The organism is Leifsonia shinshuensis, from assembly GCF_022606355.1.
Taxonomy (GTDB): domain Bacteria; phylum Actinomycetota; class Actinomycetes; order Actinomycetales; family Microbacteriaceae; genus Leifsonia; species Leifsonia shinshuensis_B.
Genome location: NZ_JAHHZQ010000001.1, coordinates 540,631 through 561,613 on the forward strand (window position 1 = coordinate 540,631; position 20,983 = coordinate 561,613).

At 70.4% G+C, this 20,983-nt stretch carries 20 protein-coding genes; 7 read left to right on the forward strand and 13 right to left on the reverse strand.

Annotated elements, in window-relative coordinates; genetic code table 11:
* Position 1 precedes the first annotated feature (1 nt).
* Positions 2–925, reverse strand: a complete 924-nt coding sequence (locus KNO15_RS02670; RefSeq protein WP_241701888.1) for a heme o synthase — start codon at positions 923–925, stop codon at positions 2–4.
* A 331-nt stretch (positions 926–1,256) separates the two neighbouring features.
* On the opposite strand from KNO15_RS02670, the gene tkt reads away from it, so the two are divergent.
* The 7 genes from tkt to KNO15_RS02705 all read left to right on the forward strand — a co-directional run bounded on the left by tkt (position 1,257) and on the right by KNO15_RS02705 (position 9,893).
* Complete coding sequence (tkt, locus tag KNO15_RS02675) at positions 1,257–3,350, forward strand: transketolase (protein WP_241701889.1); 2,094 nt, start codon at positions 1,257–1,259, stop codon at positions 3,348–3,350.
* 34 nt (positions 3,351–3,384) lie between these two features.
* The gene (gene tal, locus KNO15_RS02680; RefSeq protein ID WP_241701890.1) at positions 3,385–4,512 is read left to right on the forward strand and encodes a transaldolase; all 1,128 of its coding nucleotides are present in this window, start codon (positions 3,385–3,387) and stop codon (positions 4,510–4,512) included.
* Positions 4,509–6,119, forward strand: a complete 1,611-nt coding sequence (locus tag KNO15_RS02685; protein ID WP_241701892.1) for a glucose-6-phosphate isomerase — start codon at positions 4,509–4,511, stop codon at positions 6,117–6,119. Before tal ends, KNO15_RS02685 begins: the two co-directional genes overlap by 4 nt.
* Positions 6,120–6,128: 9 nt before the next feature.
* Positions 6,129–7,670 (forward strand): glucose-6-phosphate dehydrogenase, encoded by a 1,542-nt coding sequence (gene zwf, locus KNO15_RS02690; RefSeq protein ID WP_241701893.1) that lies wholly within the window; start codon positions 6,129–6,131, stop codon positions 7,668–7,670.
* Complete coding sequence (locus tag KNO15_RS02695) at positions 7,667–8,629, forward strand: glucose-6-phosphate dehydrogenase assembly protein OpcA (protein ID WP_241701894.1); 963 nt, start codon at positions 7,667–7,669, stop codon at positions 8,627–8,629. Before zwf ends, KNO15_RS02695 begins: the two co-directional genes overlap by 4 nt.
* Positions 8,626–9,396, forward strand: coding sequence for a 6-phosphogluconolactonase (pgl, locus tag KNO15_RS02700; RefSeq protein WP_241701896.1), 771 nt, complete (start codon positions 8,626–8,628; stop codon positions 9,394–9,396). Before KNO15_RS02695 ends, pgl begins: the two co-directional genes overlap by 4 nt.
* Before the next feature lie 62 nt (positions 9,397–9,458).
* Positions 9,459–9,893 carry a hypothetical protein gene (locus tag KNO15_RS02705; RefSeq protein ID WP_241701897.1) on the forward strand — a complete coding sequence of 145 codons (435 nt, stop codon included), beginning with the start codon at positions 9,459–9,461 and terminating at the stop codon, positions 9,891–9,893.
* A 95-nt stretch (positions 9,894–9,988) separates the two neighbouring features.
* Here KNO15_RS02705 and KNO15_RS02710 read toward each other — a convergent pair whose 3' ends face one another.
* From KNO15_RS02710 to KNO15_RS02765, 12 genes are all read right to left on the reverse strand, one after another.
* On the reverse strand, positions 9,989–10,354 hold the full coding sequence (locus KNO15_RS02710) for an RNA polymerase-binding protein RbpA (RefSeq protein WP_055915984.1): 366 nt from the start codon (positions 10,352–10,354) through the stop codon (positions 9,989–9,991).
* Positions 10,355–10,380: 26 nt separating this feature from the next.
* Positions 10,381–10,626 carry a preprotein translocase subunit SecG gene (secG, locus tag KNO15_RS02715; RefSeq protein ID WP_055915982.1) on the reverse strand — a complete coding sequence of 82 codons (246 nt, stop codon included), beginning with the start codon at positions 10,624–10,626 and terminating at the stop codon, positions 10,381–10,383.
* A 231-nt stretch (positions 10,627–10,857) separates the two neighbouring features.
* Entirely contained in the window at positions 10,858–11,661 is an 804-nt protein-coding gene (gene tpiA, locus KNO15_RS02720; protein ID WP_241701898.1) for a triose-phosphate isomerase, read from the reverse strand.
* A complete protein-coding gene (locus KNO15_RS02725; RefSeq protein WP_241701899.1) occupies positions 11,649–12,866 on the reverse strand; it encodes a phosphoglycerate kinase in 1,218 nt (405 codons plus the stop codon). The genes tpiA and KNO15_RS02725 overlap by 13 nt, the downstream gene beginning before the upstream one ends.
* Before the next feature lie 15 nt (positions 12,867–12,881).
* Positions 12,882–13,886 carry a type I glyceraldehyde-3-phosphate dehydrogenase gene (gene gap, locus KNO15_RS02730; protein ID WP_241701900.1) on the reverse strand — a complete coding sequence of 335 codons (1,005 nt, stop codon included), beginning with the start codon at positions 13,884–13,886 and terminating at the stop codon, positions 12,882–12,884.
* A gap of 102 nt (positions 13,887–13,988) precedes the next feature.
* The gene (locus KNO15_RS02735; protein WP_208039363.1) at positions 13,989–14,615 is read right to left on the reverse strand and encodes a superoxide dismutase; all 627 of its coding nucleotides are present in this window, start codon (positions 14,613–14,615) and stop codon (positions 13,989–13,991) included.
* Between the two features lie 115 nt (positions 14,616–14,730).
* Complete coding sequence (whiA, locus tag KNO15_RS02740) at positions 14,731–15,711, reverse strand: DNA-binding protein WhiA (RefSeq protein ID WP_241701901.1); 981 nt, start codon at positions 15,709–15,711, stop codon at positions 14,731–14,733.
* A gap of 57 nt (positions 15,712–15,768) precedes the next feature.
* Positions 15,769–16,656 carry an RNase adapter RapZ gene (gene rapZ / locus KNO15_RS02745; RefSeq protein ID WP_241701903.1) on the reverse strand — a complete coding sequence of 296 codons (888 nt, stop codon included), beginning with the start codon at positions 16,654–16,656 and terminating at the stop codon, positions 15,769–15,771.
* A 33-nt stretch (positions 16,657–16,689) separates the two neighbouring features.
* Positions 16,690–18,015 carry an acyltransferase family protein gene (locus KNO15_RS02750; RefSeq protein ID WP_241701904.1) on the reverse strand — a complete coding sequence of 442 codons (1,326 nt, stop codon included), beginning with the start codon at positions 18,013–18,015 and terminating at the stop codon, positions 16,690–16,692.
* Positions 18,016–18,253: 238 nt separating this feature from the next.
* Positions 18,254–18,925: a response regulator gene (locus KNO15_RS02755; protein WP_241701906.1), complete on the reverse strand. Its 672-nt coding sequence runs from the start codon at positions 18,923–18,925 to the stop codon at positions 18,254–18,256.
* Positions 18,922–20,136: a sensor histidine kinase gene (locus tag KNO15_RS02760; protein ID WP_241701907.1), complete on the reverse strand. Its 1,215-nt coding sequence runs from the start codon at positions 20,134–20,136 to the stop codon at positions 18,922–18,924. The genes KNO15_RS02755 and KNO15_RS02760 overlap by 4 nt, the downstream gene beginning before the upstream one ends.
* Positions 20,133–20,843, reverse strand: coding sequence for a DedA family protein (locus KNO15_RS02765; RefSeq protein ID WP_241701908.1), 711 nt, complete (start codon positions 20,841–20,843; stop codon positions 20,133–20,135). The genes KNO15_RS02760 and KNO15_RS02765 overlap by 4 nt, the downstream gene beginning before the upstream one ends.
* Positions 20,844–20,983: the final 140 nt, after the last annotated feature.

Genomic DNA, 20,983 nt, shown 5'->3' on the forward strand with positions numbered 1-20,983 from the left:
CTCAGAACGGTAGCAGCGGATCGATCGCGACGGCGAGGAAGATCAGTGTCAGGTAGGCGATCGAGCCGTGGAAGACGCGCATCGGCGAGACGCGCTCGTGCCGGATCGCGAGGTTGTACAGCCGGTGCGATTCGTACAGGAACCAGCCGCCGGCGCCGATCGCTACCGCCGAGTAGACCAGTCCCATGTGGCCGACCGGGATGAGCAGCAGCGAGCAGGCGACCATCGCCCACCCGTAGAGGATGACCTGCAGGCCGACGACCGTGCGTCCGCGCACGACGGCCAGCATGGGCACGCCGGCCTCCTTGTAGTCCTCCCGGTACTTCATCGAGAGCGGCCAGTAGTGCGGCGGCGTCCAGAGGAAGATGATGCCGAAGAGGATGACCGGCGGCCAGGCGAGCGAACCGGTGACCGCGGCCCAGCCGATCAGCACCGGCATGCAGCCGGCGACTCCGCCCCAGACGATGTTCTGGGCGGTGCGGCGCTTGAGGATCAGCGTGTAGAAGACCACGTAAAGCAGGATGGCGCCGACCGACAGCGCGGCGGCCAGCCAGTTCGTGAAGAGGCCGAGCACCAGCACGGAGGCCACGCCGAGCGCCCACGCGAAGACGAGGGCCTCACGGTCGCTCAGCTCGCCGGTGACGAGCGGGCGGTTCTTCGTGCGCCGCATCACGCGGTCGATGTCGCGGTCGATGTAGCAGTTGAACGCTCCCGCCGAGCCCGCGGACATGTAGCCGCCGACGACGGTGGCCAGCACGAGCCAGAGGTTCGGGATGCCGTGCGCGGCGAGGATCATCGTCGGGACGGTGGTCACCAGGAGCAGTTCGACGACCCGCGGCTTGGTGAGGGCGAAGTACGCCTTGACCTTGCGTGCGAGACCGATGCGGCTCGCCGGCTCGACACGACTCTCTACGGCGACGTCCATTGCTCCTCGTGCGGTTCGGTTGCGGGATGACAGGCCTGAAGAAACGGATTGTTACAGCCCTGCACAAGTCTACGACAACCGCGGCTCGCGTGGCTTTCCGCGGCCGGGCGCCGCCGGGTAGCGCACCGACCTGCAGGAACACCCCGTGTTTCGTGCGTGTTACCTATACTTGGAGGTGCTCGCCAGCCGGAGCCCCTTCCGCACGGCCTCCATTCGTAGGACTGTGACGGAGGACGCGACCGGCGCCGATGACGTCCACGGCGCGCACTACCTCAACCGGTGCGGGTTCCACAGACGGCCCTCACCACTTCTACGAAGGGTCAGTTTTCACGTGGCAGCTCTGCAGTGGGATCCCATTGACAACAAGGCAGTAGACACGGTGCGCGTCCTCGCGGCCGACGCGGTCGAGAAGGTGGGCAACGGGCATCCCGGCACCGCGATGAGCCTCGCGCCCGCCGCGTACCTGCTGTTCCAGAAGGTGATGCGCCGCGACCCGCACGACCAGCACTGGCTCGGACGCGACCGCTTCATCCTGTCGGCCGGCCACAGCTCCCTGAGCCAGTACATCCAGCTCTACCTCGGCGGCTACGGCCTCGAGCTCGACGACCTCAAGGCGCTGCGCACCTGGGGCTCACTCACCCCCGGCCACCCGGAGTACCGCCACACCAAGGGCGTCGAGATCACCACCGGCCCGCTCGGCCAGGGCATCTCCTCCTCGGTCGGCTTCGCCTACGCGCAGCGCTTCGAGCGCGGCCTGTTCGACCCGGACGCCGCCCCCGGCACCAGCCCGTTCGACCACTTCGTCTACGTGATCGCCAGCGACGGCGACCTGGAGGAGGGCATCAGCTCCGAGGCCTCCAGCCTCGCCGGCCACCAGCAGCTCGGCAACCTGATCGCGATCTATGACGCCAACCAGATCTCCATCGAGGACGACACCAACATCGCCTTCACCGAGGACGTCAAGGCGCGCTACGAGGCCTACCACTGGCACGTGCAGGTCGTCGACTGGAAGAAGACCGGCGTCTACGAGGAAGACGTGCAGGAGCTGCACCAGGCCATCATCAACGCCCAGGAGGTCACCGACAAGCCCTCGCTCATCGTCCTCAAGACGATCATCGGCTGGCCGGCGCCCAAGAAGCAGAACACGGGCAAGATCCACGGGTCCGCGCTCGGCGCCGACGAGCTCCGCGCGGTCAAGGAGGTGCTCGGCTTCGACCCCGAGCAGACCTTCGAGGTCGCCGAGGACGTCATCGAGCACACCCGCAAGGCCGTCGAGCGCGGCGCGCAGGAGCACGCGGAGTGGCAGAAGGGCTTCGACGCCTGGGCCGCCGCCAACCCCGAGCGCAAGCAGCTCCTGGACCGCCTGCTCTCCGGCGAGGTCCCCGAGGGCCTCGCCGACGCGCTGCCGGTCTTCGAGGCGGGCAAGGACGTCTCCACCCGCGCCGCCAGCGGCAAGGTGATCAACGCGATCGCCGGCGTCATGCCCGAGCTGTGGGGCGGCTCCGCCGACCTGGCCGAGTCCAACAACACCACGATCGAGGGCGCGGCGTCGTTCGTCCCGACCGAGCACTCCACGCACGAGTGGACCGGCAACCCGTACGGCCGCGTGCTGCACTTCGGTATCCGCGAGCACGCGATGGCCGCGATCCTGAACGGAATCGTGCTGCACGGCCCGACCCGCCCGTTCGGCGGCACGTTCCTGATCTTCAGCGACTACCAGCGCCCGGCGATCCGCCTCGCCGCGCTCATGCAGGTTCCTTCGATCTTCGTCTGGACGCACGACTCCGTCGCGCTCGGCGAGGACGGCCCCACCCACCAGCCGATCGAGCAGCTCTCGACGCTGCGCGCCATCCCTCACCTCGACGTCGTCCGCCCGGGCGATGCCAACGAGGTCGCGTACGCGTGGAAGACCATCCTCGAGCGCCGCGGCGGCCCCGCCGGCATCGCTCTGACGCGCCAGAACATCCCGGTGTTCGAGCGCGGCGACGGCGAGGCCACCGGCGACACGCTGGCCTCCGCCGCCAACGTCGCCAAGGGCGCGTACATCCTGGCCGAGGCGCCCGGCGGCACGCCGGACGTGCTGTTCATCGCCACCGGCTCCGAGGTGCAGATCGCCCTGGAGGCCCGCGAGGTGCTGCGCGGCGAGGGGATCAACGCCCGCGTCGTGTCGGCTCCGTGCCTCGAGTGGTTCCACGAACAGGACGCCGCCTACCAGGAGAAGGTGCTGCCGAAGGAGCTCAAGGCCCGCGTCTCCATCGAGGCCGGCCTGGCGCTCGCCTGGGACAAGATCGTCGGCGACCACGGCCGCAGCGTCTCGATCGAGCACTTCGGTGCGTCGGCCGACTACAAGACGCTCTTCCGCGAGTTCGGCATGACCACCGAGCACGCCGTCGCCGCAGCCAAGGAATCGCTCGCGTCGCTCTGAGCGCGGGCACGGAAGAAGAGAAGAAGAAACCACGATGACCGACACCACTTCCACCACCGCCTCCCCCACGGCCGCTCTGTCGGCCGCCGGCGTCAGCATCTGGCTGGACGACCTCTCGCGCGAGCGCATCGCCACGGGCGGCCTCCAGAAGCTGATCGCCGAGCGCAACGTCGTCGGCGTGACCACCAACCCGACGATCTTCGCCGCGGCGCTCGCCAAGGGCGAGGCCTACGACGCACAGGTGAAAGAGCTCGCCGCCGCCGGCACGAGCGTCGAGGACGCGATCTTCGAGATCACGACCGACGACGTCGCCGACGCGAGCGACATCTTCCACGAGGTCTACGAGGCCAGCAACGGCGTCGACGGTCGCGTCTCCATCGAGGTGGAGCCTGGCCTCGCGCACGACGCCGCGGGCACCATCGAGCAGGCCAAGAAGCTCGCCGCCAAGGTCGACAAGCCCAACGTGCTCATCAAGATCCCGGCGACGGTCGAGGGCCTGGAGGCCATCACCGAGACCATCGCGGCCGGCATCAGCGTCAACGTGACCCTGATCTTCAGCCTCGAGCGCTACCGCCAGGTGATCGACGCGTATCTGACCGGCCTCGAGAAGGCCAAGGCCGCGGGCATCGACCTCGCGGGCATCCAGTCGGTCGCATCGTTCTTCGTGTCCCGCGTGGACACCGAGGTCGACAAGCGCCTGACCGCGATCGGCACCGACGAGGCGCTCGCGCTCAAGAGCAAGGCCGGCGTCGCGAACGCCCGCCTCGCGTACGAGCTCTACGAGCAGGAGTTCGCCACCGACCGCGCCAAGGCCCTCGTCGCCGCCGGCGCGAACGAGCAGCGTCCGCTGTGGGCCTCCACGGGCGTCAAGGACCCGAGCCTGCCGGACACGCTGTACGTGACCGAGCTCGTCGCCCCCAACACCGTCAACACGATGCCGGAGAAGACCCTCGAGGCCACCTTCGACCACGGCGAGATCACCGGCGACACCGTCACCGGCAACTACGCCGACGCCAAGGGCGTCCTCGACGCGCTGGCCGGCCTCGGCATCTCATACGACGACGTGACCGCCACCCTCGAGCGAGAGGGCGTCGACAAGTTCAACGTCTCGTGGGGCGAGCTCGTCGAGACCGTCACCAACGCTCTGGAGGCCGCCAAGTGACCTTCCGCATCCATGTGACCGGCGCGGCGGCCGAGGCCGTCGCGACGGTCGTGCCGCAGCTCGTGGCCGACCGGGTCGCCTCCGGCATCACGGCGCAGGACCCCGCCCTGTGGGGCCCCGACGCCGAGGCGGAGGCGTCCAAGCGCCTCGGCTGGACCGAGGCCGTCGCGATCTCCCGGCCGCTGGTCGCCGAGATCGTCGCCCTCCGCGAGCAGCTGCACGCCAAGGGCGTCAACCACATCGTCCTCGGCGGCATGGGCGGCTCCTCGCTCGCGCCCGAGGTCATCACGCGCACGGCGGAGGCCGAGCTCACGGTACTGGACTCGACCGATCCCGGTCAGGTCCTCTCCGCGCTCCGCGACCGCCTGCAGGCCACCGCCGTCGTGATCTCCTCCAAGTCGGGCTCGACGCTGGAGACCGACAGCCAGAAGCGCGTGTACGAGAAGTGGTTCCGCGACGCCGGGATCGACCCGACCGAGCGCATCGTCGTCGTCACCGACCCGGGCTCGCCGCTCGACCAGTCGGCGCGCGAGGCGGGCTACCGCGTCTTCAACGCCGACCCCAACGTGGGCGGCCGCTACTCGGCGCTCACCGCGTTCGGGCTCGTCCCGTCCGGCCTCGCCGGCGTGGACATCTCCGAGCTCCTCGACGAGGCGGAGGCGACGCTCATCGAGCTCGCCGTCGACAACGACGCGAACCCGGGCCTGGTGCTCGGCGCGGCGATCGCCGGCACCAACCCGCTCAAGGACAAGCTGGGCATCGTCGCGGACGGGACCCACATCGTCGGGTTCGCCGACTGGGCCGAGCAGCTCATCGCCGAGTCGACGGGCAAGCAGGGCACCGGCCTCCTCCCCGTCGTCCTCGACACGCTCGCCCCCGAGCTGACCTCGAAGCCGGCCGACCTCCAGGTCGTCCGGCTCGTCGCCAACGCGGAGGCCCACCACCTCTTTCCCGCCGACCGGCACCAGGGCGAGATCCTCGTCTCCGGCAGCCTGGGCGCGCAGCTGATCGTCTGGGAGTACGCGACCGCGGTCGCGGGCCGTCTGCTCGGCATCAACCCGTTCGACCAGCCCGACGTGGAGGCCGCCAAGGTCGCCGCACGCGCGCTGCTCGACAACCGGCCGGAGCCCGCCGCACCGGCGTTCACCGTCGGCGGCATCGAGGTGCGCACCACGGGGAGCTTCCTCGGAGCGGCATCGACGCTCGATGGCGCTGTCGACGCCCTCCTCGCCCAGCTCGGGCCGGACGGCTACGTCGCTGTGCAGGCCTACGTCGACCGGCTCGCGCTCCCGCAGCTCGCCGGCATCCGCGACCTGCTCGCCGCCAAGGCCGGGCGTCCCGTCACCTTCGGCTGGGGCCCGCGCTTCCTGCACTCGACCGGGCAGTTCCACAAGGGCGGCCCCGCCGTCGGCGTGTTCCTGCAGATCACGGCCGCCGCACCGGAAGACCTGGAGATCCCCGACCGTCCGTTCACGTTCGGCCAGCTCATCCAGGCCCAGGCCGCCGGCGACGCGAGCGTGCTCGGCGAGCACGGCCGCCCGGTGCTGACCCTGACCCTGTCGAACCCCGAGGCGGATGTCGTCTCGCTGTTCGAGGCCGTCAACTAGAGGAGCCAGATGTCACCGGTGGAGATCACTCCGGAGTTCAACCCGCTGCGGTTGCCCTCCGACCGCCGCCTCAACCGCATCGCGGGGCCGAGCAGCCTCATCATCTTCGGAGTGACGGGTGACCTGTCGCGCAAGAAGCTGATGCCGGCCGTGTACGACCTCGCGAACCGCGGCCTCCTGCCCCCCGGGTTCTCGCTCGTCGGGTTCGCGCGGCGCGATTGGGAGGACCAGGACTTCGAGAAGGTCGTCTACGACGCGGTCAAGCAGTACGCCCGCACGCCGTTCGACGACGACGTGTGGAAGCAGCTCGCCCAGGGCGTGCGCTTCGTCTCCGGCGAGTTCGACGACGCCGAGGCGTTCCAGCGCCTCAAGGAGACGGTCGAGAAGCTGGACGTCGAGCGGGGGACGATGGGCAACCACGCGTTCTACCTGTCGATCCCACCGAAGGCCTTCCCGCTCGTCACCGAGCAGCTGAAGAAGTCGGGGCTCGCCGACCAGTCGGGAACCGGCTGGCGACGCGTCGTCATCGAGAAGCCGTTCGGCAGCGACCTGAAGACGGCGCGCGAGCTCAACCACGTCGTCGAGTCGGTCTTCCCTCCCGACTCGGTGTTCCGCATCGACCACTACCTCGGCAAGGAGACCGTCCAGAACATCCTGGCGCTCCGCTTCGCCAACGAGTTGTACGAGCCGATCTGGAACGCCAACTACGTCGATCACGTGCAGATCACGATGGCCGAGGACATCGGCGTCGGCGGCCGTGCAGGCTACTACGACGGGATCGGCGCCGCGCGCGACGTCATCCAGAACCACCTCCTGCAGCTGCTCGCCCTCACGGCGATGGAGGAGCCCATCTCGTTCGACGCCGGCGATCTGCGCGCCGAGAAGGAGAAGGTCCTGGCTGCCGTGCGGCTGCCCGCCGACCTCGCCACCTCGACCGCCCGCGGGCAGTACTCGAGCGGTTGGCAGGGCGGCGAGAAGGTCGTGGGCTTCCTGGAGGAGGACGGGATGAACCCGGACTCCACCACCGAGACCTACGCCGCGATCAAGCTGCAGATCGGCACCCGCCGCTGGGCCGGCGTACCGTTCTACCTGCGCGCGGGCAAGCGGCTCGGGCGGCGTGTCACCGAGATCGCCGTGGTGTTCAAGCGCGCGCCGCAGCAGCTGTTCGCCGAGTCGCAGACCAGCGCTCTCGGCCAGAACGCACTCGTGATCCGCGTGCAGCCCGACGAGGGTGTGACGATCCGCTTCGGCTCCAAGGTGCCGGGCGCCGGCATGCAGGTGCGCGACGTCAGCATGGACTTCGGCTACGGCCACGCCTTCACCGAGGCGAGCCCCGAGGCCTACGAGCGGCTCATCCTCGACGTGCTGCTCGGCGACCCGCCGCTGTTCCCGCGTCACGAGGAGGTCGAGCTCTCCTGGAAGATCCTCGACCCCATCGAGGAGTTCTGGACCACGCAAGGCCAGCCCGAACAGTATCGCCCCGGAACCTGGGGCCCGAAGTCCGCCGATGAGCTCCTCGCCCGCGACGGCCGCGTCTGGAGGCGCCCATGATCGTCGATCTGCCCGACACCACGACGAGCAACATCTCGAAGGCGCTCGTCAAGATCCGCGAGGAGGGCGGCGCCGTCGCCCTCGGCCGGGTGCTGACACTGATCATCGCCACCCACCTCGGCCAGGAGGAGGAGGCCATCGAGGCCGCCAACGATGCCTCCCGCGAGCACCCGATGCGCGTCATCGTGGTGTCCACCGAGGAGGAGCGCAGCCACACGGACTCGGGACGTCTCGACGCGCAGATCCGCGTCGGCGGCGACGCCGGCGCCAGTGAGGTGATCGTGCTCCGCGCCTACGGCGAGACCGCCAGCGACGAGGAGGGGCTGGTCACCGGCCTGCTGCTCCCCGACGCCCCGGTCGTCGTCTGGTGGCCGGGGATCGCGCCCGCCCGGGCGTCGCACTCCCCCCTCGGCCGCATCGCCACCATCCGCATCACGGATGCCTCGGCGCAGCCGAACCCGCAGGAGGCGCTGTTCCACCTCTCCCAGACGTACACCCCGGGCGACACGGACTTCGCCTGGACGCGCCTGACACTGTGGCGCGCGCAGCTCGCCGCTGTGCTCGACCAGCCGCCGTACGAGCCGATCACCGCGGTGGAGGTGGCCGGTGCGGCGGACTCGCCCTCCACTCTCCTGCTCGCCGCGTGGCTCCGCCTGCAGCTCCAGGTACCCGTCCAGTACGACCTCGCCTCGCGCGCGATCGGCTCCGGCGGCATCCACGGCGTGAAGATGGAGCGCGCTTCCGGCACGATCGAGCTCGAGCGCGAAGTGCCGAACGTGGCGCGGCTCTCGCAGCCGGGTCAGCCGACGCACGACCTCTCGCTGCCCCGCCGCAGCCTGCGCGACTGCCTGGCGGAGGAACTGCGTAGGCTGGACCCGGACGACCTGTACGGTGAGGTCATCACGAAGGGTCTCGCACTGCTCGAGACCTCCGACGAAGGAGCGGTCACGACAGCATGACGAACGAACGGCGGGTGCTCGTCCACCCCGACAAGGAAGCACTCGCCGCGTCGGTGGCCGCGCGCTTCCTCACCAAGACGATCGACATCCTCGACGACCTGGGCGGGGCGAACATCGCGCTCACGGGCGGGACGATGGGCAACGCCGTCCTGGAGGCGGTCAACGCCTCCCCTGCGCGCGACACCATCGACTGGTCGAAGGTGCACTTCTGGTGGGGCGACGAGCGGTTCGTCGAGAAGTCGAGCGAGGAGCGCAACGAGCGCCAGGCGCGCGAGGCGCTCCTCGATCACCTCCCTGTGCCGCCGCAGAACATCCACCCGTTCCCGGCGTCTGACGAGATCGCGGACCTCGACGAGGCCGCAAGCGTCTACGCCGCCGAACTGGCGGCGTTCGCCCCGGACGGCCAGGAGTTCCCCCGCTTCGACATCACGTTCCTCGGTGTCGGCCCCGACGGGCACATCGCCTCGCTGTTCCCCGACCGCTCCGGCATCCGCGAGACCGAGGCGACGGTGGTCGCGGTGCGTGATTCGCCCAAGCCGCCGCCCGAGCGGCTGAGCCTCACCCGGCCGGTGCTGAACGCCTCCGACCGCATCTGGCTGGTGCTCGCCGGCAGCGACAAGGCCAGCGCCCTCGGCCTGGCGCTCGCCGGTGCGAGCTACACCGAGGTGCCGGTCGCCGGCGCCAAGGGCCGCAAGCGCACGGTGTTCTTCGTCGACAAAGACGCGGCCGTCGATGTGCCGGAGACCCTCATCGCTCCCAGCTACTGAGTCGCCCGGCGATCATCCTCAGGACGGACGATCTCCACTCGGATATCTGATGTCATGAGAGGATGACGATTCAGACGCCGCTGAGCCCTCGATCCACGCTGCGACGTGCGGCCGCGGATGCCGCCCTCGTCGTGCCGGTCGGCGCGATCCTGTTCGTGATCCTCGCTCCGGTGACCCGGGACGTCCTCGTCGGCGCCCTCCTGGCAGCGGGTGCGGCCGTCGCCGTGCAGGCGATGCTGCACCGAGGCGCTGTGCGCGCCGCCCGCCGCCTGGGCTCGGCGCGGCTGCCCTGGTCGTTGTGGGCGGCGACGGCGATCGCCGCCTGGGTGGTCGTGGCGGGGCTGGCGTCCGTCGCCGTGCACATCGGCGCCGCCGATCTCGGTCGAGACGACTCCGGCTTGATCGTTCCCGCGATCATCGCCGGCGCAATCGGTGTCGCGGCGGCCATCGCCGCGGTCGCCCTGGCCGTCCGCATTGCCGTACGGCTGTCACGCTGACGCCTGCCCACATCCGACACGCACAGACGAAACAGAGAGACGACGACGCCCGGCAGGTCTGACCTGCCGGGCGTCGCTGTGTAGCTGGTGCGCTGCTAGTTGCTCGTCGGCTTACCGCGGCGGGCGCGCAGCTGGTTGAGGGCGTCTTCGAGCAGCTGCTCGGCCTCCTCTTCCGAGCGGCGCTCCTTCACGTAGGCCAGGTGCGTCTTGTAGGGCTCGGTCTTGGCGACCGACGGCGGGTTCTCCTTGTCGCGACCGGCCGGCAGGCCCGTCGACGGGGAGTCGATCACGTCAGGGATCTCCTCCTCGGGCAGGTTCGCCGCGAAGTATCGCACGGTCTCGTTGCCGAGGGCGTCCCAGTACGAGATGGCCACGCGCTCGGCGTGGAACCCGCGGTCCTGTTCGCCCATGGGGCCCGCGCCGACGCGCGAGCCGCGGATTGCGCTTCCTCCGGATGCCATGCTTCTCCTCTGGTGAAGGCGCGCCGCTAGGCGCTGAACTTGGTGATGAGCCCCAGGACCACGATGCACGTGATCCAGATGAGCCCGAGGATGACGGTGATGCGGTTGAGGTTGCGCTCCGCGACGCCCGACGCGCCGAGGTTGGAAGTGACCCCGCCGCCGAACATGTCGGAGAGCCCGCCACCGCGTCCCTTGTGCAACAGGATGAGGAGCGTCAGCAGGAGGCTGGTGATTCCCAGCAGGACCTGCAGGACGACCGTGAGAATCTGCACGCTAGACCTTTCAATGCGACCGGGCGGCGCCCGGCGAAACCAACGTCCAGTATAACCGGCCGAGGCCGCGGCGGGTTGCGCCACCGCGCGGTGGAGCTGAGGGCAGCGCGGAGCGATGCCGCGACCCCAGCGCCGCGCGGTGGAGCTGAGGGCAGCGCGCAGCGATGCCGCGACCCCAGCGCCGAGGGAGCCTGCGACCGAGGGTCGAGCCTGCGACCGAGGGTGAGTACCTCAGAGACCGACGTGCTTCTGGTAGCGGATGATGGCCGAGAACTCGGCCACGTCGAGGCTGGCACCGCCGACGAGAGCGCCGTCGACGTTCGGCTCGCGCATGAAGCCGGCGATGTTCCCCGACTTCACCGAACCGCCGTAGAGGATGCGCGTCTTGGCCGCGACGTCGTCGCCCAGGAGCTCAACGATGACGGCCCGCAGCGCGGCGGCGACCTGCTCGGCCTGCTCAGGAGTGGCCGCCTGACCCGACCCGATCGCCCACACCGGCTCGTAGGCGACCACGAAGTCGGCCGCCGAGTCGACAGTGGCGAGGGCCGCGCGCAGCTGCGCCACCGGCACGGCGCTCGCGCCGTGCGTCTCGAGGTCCTCCGCCGTCTCGCCCACGCAGATGATCGGTGCGATGTTGTGCTTGATCGACTGCGCGACCTTCGCCGCGACCTGCTCGTCGGTCTCGTTGTGCAGCGTGCGCCGCTCCGAGTGACCGATGATCACGTACCGCGTCTCGAGCGCCGCGAGGAAGGAGGCGGCGATCTCGCCCGTGTAGGCACCCGAGTCGTGCTCGGACACGTCCTGACCGCCGAACGCGATCGGGAGCTTGTCGGCGGAGACGAGCGTCTGCACGCTGCGCAGGTCGGTGAACGGCGGGAAGACGGCGACCTCGACGGCCGAGTAGTCGTGCCCGGCATCCTTGAGCGTCCACGCCAGCTTCTGGACGGTCGCGATCGCCTGCAGGTGATCGAGATTCATCTTCCAGTTGCCCGCGATCAGCGGCACGCGCCGCACGGAACCGTTCACTGCTGCCATCCGAGGACCTCCAGACCCGGCAGGTGCTTGCCCTCGAGGAACTCGAGGCTCGCACCGCCACCGGTAGAAATGTGACCGAACTGATCGTCCGAGAAACCGAGGGCGCGCACGGCCGCGGCCGAGTCTCCCCCGCCGACGACGCCGAGGCCGTCGACCTCGGTGAGCGCCTGGGCGATCGCCTTGGTACCCGCCGCGAAGGGCGCGAGCTCGAAGACGCCCATCGGGCCGTTCCAGAACACCGTGTGCGCGCCGCGGATGTACTCCGAGAACAGCTCGCCGGTCTCCGGGCCGATGTCGAGGCCGAGGCCGGCCGCACCCCACTCGGTGTCCTCGATCGCGTCGATCGGGCGCACCACGTGCTCCGCGTCGGCGCCGAACTTCGAGGCCACGACGACGTCGCGCGGCAGCACGATCGTCACGCCGAGCTCCTTCGCCGTGGCGAGGTAGCCCGTGACCGTGTCGATCTGGTCGGCCTCCAGCAGGCTGGAGCCGACCTTGTGGCCGAGCGCGGCGAGGAAGGTGAAGAGCATCCCGCCGCCGATCAGCAGGGAGTCCACGCGCGGCAGCAGGTGGCCGATCACGCCGAGCTTGTCGGACACCTTGGAGCCGCCGAGAACGACCGCGTACGGCCGCTCGGGGCTCTCGGTGAGCCGGTCGAGCACGTCGAGCTCGGTCGCGATGAGCGTGCCCGCGGCGCTCGGGAGCGCCTTCGCGAGCTCGTACACGCTGGCCTGCTTGCGGTGCACGACACCGAACCCGTCCGAGACGAACGCGTCGCCGAACGCGGCAAGCTTGGCCGCGAAGGCCTCGCGCTCCGCGTCGTCCTTCGCGGTCTCGCCCGGGTTGAAGCGCAGGTTCTCGAGCAGGGCGATGTCGCCGTCGTGCAGGCCGGCGACGGCGGCCTCCGCACCGGCACCGACGGTGTCCTGTGCGAAGGTCACCGGCTTGCCCAGAAGCTCGGAGAGCCGCTGGGCCACCGGCGCCAGGCTGTACTTGGCGTCTGGGGCGCCGTCGGGGCGGCCCAGGTGAGAGATCACGACCACCTTCGCGCCCTGATTGATCAGGGCGTCGAGGGTGGGAATCGACGCTCGCACGCGACCGTCGTCCGTGATCTTCCCGTCCTGGAGGGGGACGTTCAGATCACAGCGGACGACGACGCGTTTTCCCGCGAGCGAACCGAGTGAGTCGAGGGTGCGGAGCGTCACGTCGGTTCCCTGGTGTTAGAGGCGCTCGGCCACGTACTCGGTCAGGTCGACGAGACGGTTGGAGTAGCCCCACTCGTTGTCGTACCAGCTCGAGAGCTTGACCTGGTCGCCGATGACGCGCAGCAGACCGGAGTCGAAGATCGACGAGTGCGGGTCGGAGACGATGTCGGAGGAGACGATCTCGTCTTCCGTGTACTTGAGGATGCCCTTGAGGGGACCCTCTGCCGCCTTCTTGTAGGCCGCCTTGACCTCGTCGACGGTGACCGGGCGCGAGGCGGTGACGGTCAGGTCGGTGATCGAGCCGGTGGGGACCGGGACGCGCAGCGCGAAGCCGTCGAGCTTGCCCTTGAGCTCCGGGAGCACCAGGCCGATGGCCTTGGCCGCGCCGGTCGAGGTCGGCACGATGTTGATCGCGGCGGCACGCGCACGACGGAGGTCGCTGTGCGGGCCGTCCTGCAGGTTCTGGTCGGCGGTGTAGGCGTGGACCGTGGTCATGAGGCCGCGCTCGATGCCGAACTCGTCGTTGAAGACCTTGGCCAGCGGGGCGAGGCAGTTGGTGGTGCACGACGCGTTGGAGATGATGTTGTGCTTCTCCGGGTCGTACAGGTGCTCGTTGACACCGATGACGAACGTGGCGTCCTCGTCGGTGGCCGGAGCGGAGATGATGACCTTCTTGGCGCCCGCCTCGATGTGCTTCTTGGCGTCGGCGGCCTTGGTGAAGCGGCCGGTCGACTCGATGACGATGTCGACGCCCAGCTCGCCCCACGGGAGGTTGGCCGGGTCGCGCTCCTCGAGGACCTTGATCGGCTTGCCGTTCACGACGATGCTGTCGCCCTCGAGCTCGACGGTCGCGTCCAGGCGGCCCGTGATCGAGTCGTACTTGAGCAGGTGCGCGAGCGTCTTGTTGTCGGTGAGGTCGTTCACCGCGACGATCTCGAGGTCGCTGCCCTTGGCGAGGGCCGCACGCAGGTAGTTGCGACCAATGCGACCGAACCCGTTGATTCCGATCTTTACGGACACAGATGTCTCCCGTTGCTTGATGTCTGCGCCGAGCGGCGCGATGTGGGTGTTGTCAGGCGGACGGCGGCGTCCCGGGAGGCTCCCTCCCGGGACGCCTACCCGCTACGACAGTAGCAGCAGACCCGAGGTCTTCTCGCGGGCCTTCTCGAAGCGATCGTTCACATCCGCCCAGTTGGTGATGTTCCAGAACGCCTTGACGTAATCCGCCTTCACATTGACGTAGTCGAGGTAGAAGGCGTGCTCCCACATGTCGAGCATGAGCAGCGGGATCGTGGCGGTCGCGAGGTTGCCCTGGTGGTCGTAGAGCTGCTCGATGATGAGCTTCTGGCCCAGCGAGTCCCAGGCGAGGATCGACCAGCCGGAGCCCTGGATACCGAGCGCCGACGCCGTGAAGTGGGCGCGGAACTTGTCGAACGAGCCGAAGAACTCGTCGATGGCGGCGGCCAGCTCTCCGGTCGGCTTGTCCCCGCCCTCGGGCGAGAGGTTGGTCCAGAACACCGTGTGGTTGACGTGTCCGGCCAGGTTGAACGCGAGGTCCTTCTGGAGCTTGTTGACGTAGGTGAGGTCGTCGGCGTCGCGCGCCTCCGCCAGCTTCGCCAGAGCGGTGTTCGCACCGTCGACGTAGGCCTTGTGGTGCTTGTCGTGGTGCAGCTCCATGATCCGGCCGCTGATGTTCGGCTCCAGGGCCGAGTAGTCGTACGGAAGGTCGGCGAGCGTGTAGTCAGCCATTACTCATCTCCACAGTTGTTCTTCTTCGAGACCCGAATCGGGCGACTTCTTCAGTCTAGTGAGGGCAACCCGGCGAGCCGCGGGTTCCTTCCCGCCGGGGACGCCCGTCAGGAAACTACACCTCATCCAGGTCGGCCGGCAGGTTCGCGTCGGTGCCGGGGATGTCCAGCTCCGAGGCCTTCTTGTCGGCCATCGCGAGCAGCCGGCGGATGCGCCCGGCGACGGCGTCCTTCGTCATGGGCGGATCGGCGTGGTGGCCCAGCTCGTCGAGGCTCGCGTCGCGGTGCGCCAGACGGAGGTCGCCCGCGTAGCGCAGGTGCTCCGGGACGTCGGGACCGAGGATCTCCAGGGCCCGCTCGACACGCGCACACGCAGCCACGGCGGCCTGCGCCGAACGGCGGAGGTTGGCGTCGTCGAAGTTGACCAGGCGGTTCGCGGTCGCGCGCACCTCGCGGCGCTGGCGCAGCTCCTCCCAGTTGGCGACCGTCTCGGCCGCGCCCATCTGCACGAGCATCGCGCTGATGGCCTCGCCGTCGCGGATCACCACCCGATGCACGCCGCGGACCTCGCGCGCCTTGGCGGGGACGCCGAGCCTGCCGGCCGCGCCGACGAGGGCCATAGCCGCCTCGTTGCCCGGGCAGGTGACCTCCAGCGCCGCGGAGCGACCGGGGTCGGTCAGCGAGCCGTGGGCGAGGAACGCCCCGCGCCAGACGGCGGCGAGCTCGTCGCGCGACCCCGTGGTCAGGCGGTTCGGGAGGCCGCGGATCGGGCGGCGCCTGGCGTCGAGGAGGCCGGTCTGACGCGCGAGCGTCTCGCCGCCCTCCAGCACCCGGACGAGGTACTGGCTGGTGCGTCGGACGCCCGATGCGGAGATCACCGAGACGTCGCTGCGGACGCCGTAGAGCTCGGCCAGGTCTTTGCGCACGCGGCGCGCGAGCTCTGGCGTGTCCAGCTCGCTCTCGACCGCGATTCGTCCACCGATCAGGTGGAGACCGCCCGAGAAACGGAGGATGGTGGCCAGCTCGGCGGCGCGGACGGTCGTCTTGCTGACTTCGACCTTCGTGAGTTCGTCTTTGACGTCGGCGGTGAGAGCCAATCGGATTCCTAACTGTGACGGACGGCGCGGGTCACGCCGTGAAGTGGGCGGCCGGCATCATTCACGGCCCAGGTCGCGGTGCTTGGTGTTGACCGCGACTCCGGGGAAGCCTCTCAACCGGGTCGCGAGCTCTTCGGCTATCGCGACGGACCGGTGCTTCCCGCCAGTGCAGCCTATCGCGATCATCGCGTGCCGCTTGTTCTCCCGCTGGTAACCGGCGAAGATCGGGCGCATCGCCGCGACATACGCGGCGATGAACTCCTCGGCGCCGTCTTGCTGGAACACGTACTCCTTGACCACGTCGTCCAGACCGGTGTGCGGCCGCAGCTCCGGGTTCCAGAACGGGTTGGGCAGGAAGCGCGCGTCGGCGACCAGATCGGCGTCCGGCGGCAGGCCGTACTTGAAGCCGAAGCTCATGACGGTCACCTGGACGCCCGCGGTGTCCTCCGCCGCGAAGGTCTCGGTGATGTTGGTGGCGAGCTGGTGGATGTTGAGGTCGGTCGTGTCGACGATGATGTCGCTCGCCTCGCGGATCTCGCGAAGCCGCGCGCGCTCCGCGTCGATGCCGTCGAGGATCGTGCCGTTGCCCTGCAGCGGGTGCGGTCGGCGCACCTGCTCGAACCGCCGCACCAGCACGGCGTCGGACGCCTCCAGGAACAGCACGCGCACCTTCGTGCCCTCGCGGAGGCTCTGGATCATCTCCTGGAGGTCTTCGAAGAAGTTGCGCCCGCGCACGTCGACGACGGCCGCGATCCGCGGCAGCCCCGACTCGGCCCGGTTGGCGAGCTCGATCAAGGGGCGCAGCATCTGCGGTGGGAGGTTGTCGACGACGTACCAGTCGAGGTCTTCGAGGGCGTTGGCGACCGTCGACCGGCCCGCACCCGACATCCCGGTGACGATCAGCACTTCCTGCTGCTCGGCGTTCGTGTCGATGTCGGTCGCCACGGGCTCTCCTTCTCTGAACTGCGTGGGTCAAGCCTACCGACTGAGCGCGGTCGCGACGCGGCTGCCGCGAGGAATCCGCAGCGCCGCGAAAACGAGCGCGGCGCCCGCGACCCATCCGGCGGTCGAGGAACCCGCGAGGAGCACGACCAGGACCCCGCCCGCCCCGCAGGCGGCCGCGGCGGCTGCGCGCAGCGCCGAGACCGTGACGCGCGGCGTGGCGGCCGCGCTCCCGCGCTCCGCCCGGGCGGCCACGGCGACGAGCCCCGCCACGGCCGCGACGACGACCGCCAGCCACAGGGGACGCGACGCCCACCAGAGCGCCGACAGCGGCGCGGGGAGTGCCAGCCCGGAGACCAGCAGGAGACCGGCGAGCATGATCAGCGCGAGCATGTGCCAGGAGTAGACCGTCATGGCACGACGGTTGACCACATCGACGATCCTGCCGATGACCGGCCGCGCCGACACCGTGCGCAGCCGGTGGCGCAGCAGCAGGAACACGGCGAGCTGAGCGGTGCCGAGCAGCGCGAGCGCGGTCGCGGGCGGGTTGAGCGCCGCGTACATGTCCGGCGACCAGAGCCCGGACGCCGCGCCGACGACCGCGAGCCCGAGCGCGACGGCGACGATCGCTGCGAGCGCGCCACGGCGGAGCGCGTCCAGGCGTCCCGACGCGAGCCAGAAGCCGAGCTGCTGCACGAGCAACCAGACGAAGAGCAGGTTCACGAAGCCGATCGCGGCGATCCCCGTCGCGGCGCGCAGCACGTCGACGGCCAGAGCGAGAGTGACGAGCGTGGCGAGCGAAGCGACAGGTCGACGGTCGTGGGCCGCGACCAGGAGCGGCACGGCAGCCGTGCACAGCACGTAGACGCCCAGGAACCACAACGGCTGGGAGAGCCGGAAGCCGGCGACGGCGACGTCGGCCGCCGGCACACCCAGCAGAGCGAGCGCCGACAGCAGCACGGCGGCGGCGGCGATCGCGGTCAGCGCGGGAGACAGCAGCCGGCGCAGCCGCCCGGCGAGGTAGTCGCCGTACCCGCCCCCGGCCTCACGCAGCCGAGACCACTGGCCGTACGCGGAGAACCCGCCGAGGATGAAGAAGAGCGGCATCACCTGCACCAGCCAGCTCGCAGCGGGGAAGAACGCCCAGTGGTCGAGGGCGTTCTCGAGCACCGGGCCGCGCGGACCCACGGAGACGCCGACCATGAGGGCGTGCAGCACGACGACGACCGTGAGGCAGACCGCCCGGACGACGTCGACGGCTCCGTCGCGACGGACGGACGCTGAGCCGGCGCCCGCCGGCGGCACGGGCCGGGCGTGTACGGACCGGGCGTGTACGGGGACGGGTGCGACGGACGTGGACATCGAAGGCTCCTTCCGCGGTCCGGCGGACCGACGGAGGAAGCGTCTCGGGAGGACGCCCCGCGCCGCGTCACACCGGGGAGCCAAACCCGCCCCGTACCCGGGTACGGGGCGGGTGCGAGGGCCGGACGGGGAAAAGGGAGGAGGCCGGGGTTCGGCGCGCCGAACCCCGGCCTCCTGCTCCCGCCGGATCAGGGTCCGGGGTTCCCACCTCGAACCCCGGCCTCCTGCCCCCGCCGGATTAGGGTGTCGGCTCGACCAGGCCCGCGTCGAAGGCGAGGATGACGGCCTGCACGCGGTCGCGCAACCCGAGCTTCGCGAACACGCGGCTCACGTGCGTCTTCACGGTCTGCTCCGCGATGAAGAGCTCGCCGGCGATCTCCGCGTTGGAGAGTCCGCGGCCGATCAGCACGAGGATCTCGCGCTCGCGCTCCGTCAGATCGGCGAGGCGTTGCGCCTTGTCACCGCCGGCCGGACGCTGGGCGGCGAAGCGCTCGAGCAGCCGCTTCGTCACGCGCGGGGCGAGCAGCGCCTCCCCCGCCGCGACGACGCGCACGGCGTGCACCAGGTCCGCTGGCGGCGCGTCCTTGAGCAGGAACCCGCTCGCCCCGGCCTGGAGCGCATCGTAGACGTACTCGTCGGCGTCGAACGTCGTCAGCACCAGGACGAGCGGTCGGTGCGGATCGCCGCGACTCGGACGCACCAGCTCCCTGGTCGCGTCGATGCCGTTCATGACCGGCATCCGCACATCCATCAGCACGACGTCCGGGCGCAGCCGACGGGCGAGCTCCACCGCCTGCGCGCCGTCCTCCGCCTGACCGAGCACCTCGATGCCGTCCTGCGCCGCGAGGATGGCGGCGAAGCCCGCGCGAACCATGGCCTGGTCGTCGGCGACCAGGACGCGGACGCTCACCCGGTCACCGTCGGGACGGGCAGCACGGCGACGACGACGAATCCGTCGTCGACCGCTTCGGCGGTGAGCGTCCCGTCGAGGAGCCCTGCGCGCTCTCGCATCCCGCGGATGCCGTGCCCGCCTCCGATCGGGGCAGGCGCCGACGCCGGTCGCCCCGGCGCGCGACCGTTGCGCACCTCGACGCGGATGTCGGCAGCCGTCCGTTCGATGCGCACGTGCACGGGTGCGCCGGTCGCGTGCCGGGCGACGTTGCTCAGCGACTCCTGCACGATGCGGTAGGCCGCGAGCCCGAGCACCGGGTCGCTGCGCGCCGGGTCGTCGTGGGCCAGCTCGGCGTCGAGCACGACCTCGCCATGTCGCGAGGCATCGGCCACGAGGGCGGGAACATCGGCGAGGCCGGGCTGCGGCGCGAGGTCCGCCCCGCCCTCGTGCCGGAGCACGCCGAGCAGGCGCCGCATCTCCCCCATCGACGCCCGCGCGGTGGCGGCGAGCTCGTCGAACTCGCGGGCGGCGTCCTCCGGCAGCTCGGGCAGGCGGTAGCGTGCGCTCGAGGCCTGCACCTGGATGGCGGACATGCCGTGCGCGACGACGTCGTGAAGCTCGCGGGCGATCCGGGTGCGCTCCTCCGCGACCTCGAGGCGCGCGTGCTCGGAGGCGGACAGCTGCTGCTCGCGCAGCAACTGCCGACGCACGTCCTGCCACCTGCTCACCAGCACCGCCACGCCGAGCAGCACGCCGGACACCGCGGCGAACACGATCAGGTCGGCTGTCGCCGCGTCGCCGGACGCCGGCGGCCGATGACCGGCGATGCCGACCACGGACGCGCCCGCCACCCCGACGACCCAGGCGATGAACCCGGGCCGCCAGTCGGAACGCAGGACGACGAGCGCCAGTGTCACCGCGAACGCGATCGTCGTCGGAACGGCGACCGGCCAGGGGCTGCCGGTCTCCGGCGACCCCGCGAGCGCGAGAGCGATCACCGCCGCCGCAGAGGTCCCCGCGGCGACGACGGGCAGAACCACCGCCAGCACGAGGGACCCGGCCAGCGCGAGCGCGAGCAGCAGCGCGAGGACGACGGGGATGCCGTAGAGCGACGAGCCCAGGGCCGCGGAGAGCGCGAACAGGACGACGGCCGCGGTGCACGTGGTGCCCCAGAGCAGGGCGAGCGATCGGTCGAGCCGCAGCGTGGGCGTGACGGCGGTGCCGGTCATCGTCCGCCCTCCTTCGTCATCGTGCCGACCTCGACCGGCTCGTGGATCGACTCCCCCGTGGGCGTGTCGGCCACCGTAGCGCCGCCCCCACCCGTCGTGGCCTCGGCCCTGGCCCGCCGCCGGCCGGACGCCCGCAGCAGCGCATCGACGACGAACCCGACCGCGACGCCGACCGCGATCCCGATCAGCATGGCCAGGAACGCGTTGCCGTGCAGCCAGTGCGCCGCGAGCACTCCAACAGTAACCGAGTACAGCGCCCACGAGACCCCCGCGATCGCAGACAGCGCCAGGAAGCGCAGCCGGGACACTCCCGCGGCACCCGCCACCAGATTGACCGCGACCCGGCCGACAGGTACGTAGCGGGCCGAGAGCACGAGGACGCCAGCCCTGCTGTGGATGCCCTGCCGCGCCCGGTCGAGCGCAGCACGCAGCCGCGGGCGGCGCTCGAAGCGGAACCGCTCCAGCCCCACCGCCCGGCCGACCGCGAACGTGAGGTTGTCGCCCGCGACCGCACCGGCGGCCGCGCACGCGAGCAGCAGCGGCAGGTTCGGGTTGCCCGTCGCGACCGCGGCCGCTGCGGCGGCGATCACCACCGTCTCGCTCGGCACGGGCGGGAAGAACGCATCCACCAGCACGACGGCGAAGACGACCAGGTACACCCACGGCGAGGCCGCGGCGCTGGCGATGAACTCGTTGACGACATCCATGCCCTCGACGCTAGGGACGACCGTGCCGATCGCACATCACCCCGGGGTAGCCTCCTGCCCGTACCACGGAGTGATTCCTCCGCACGCTCGGCGTCGAGGCGGCGGACCCTCCGCCGCCTCGATGGTTCTCGGCGTAGTCT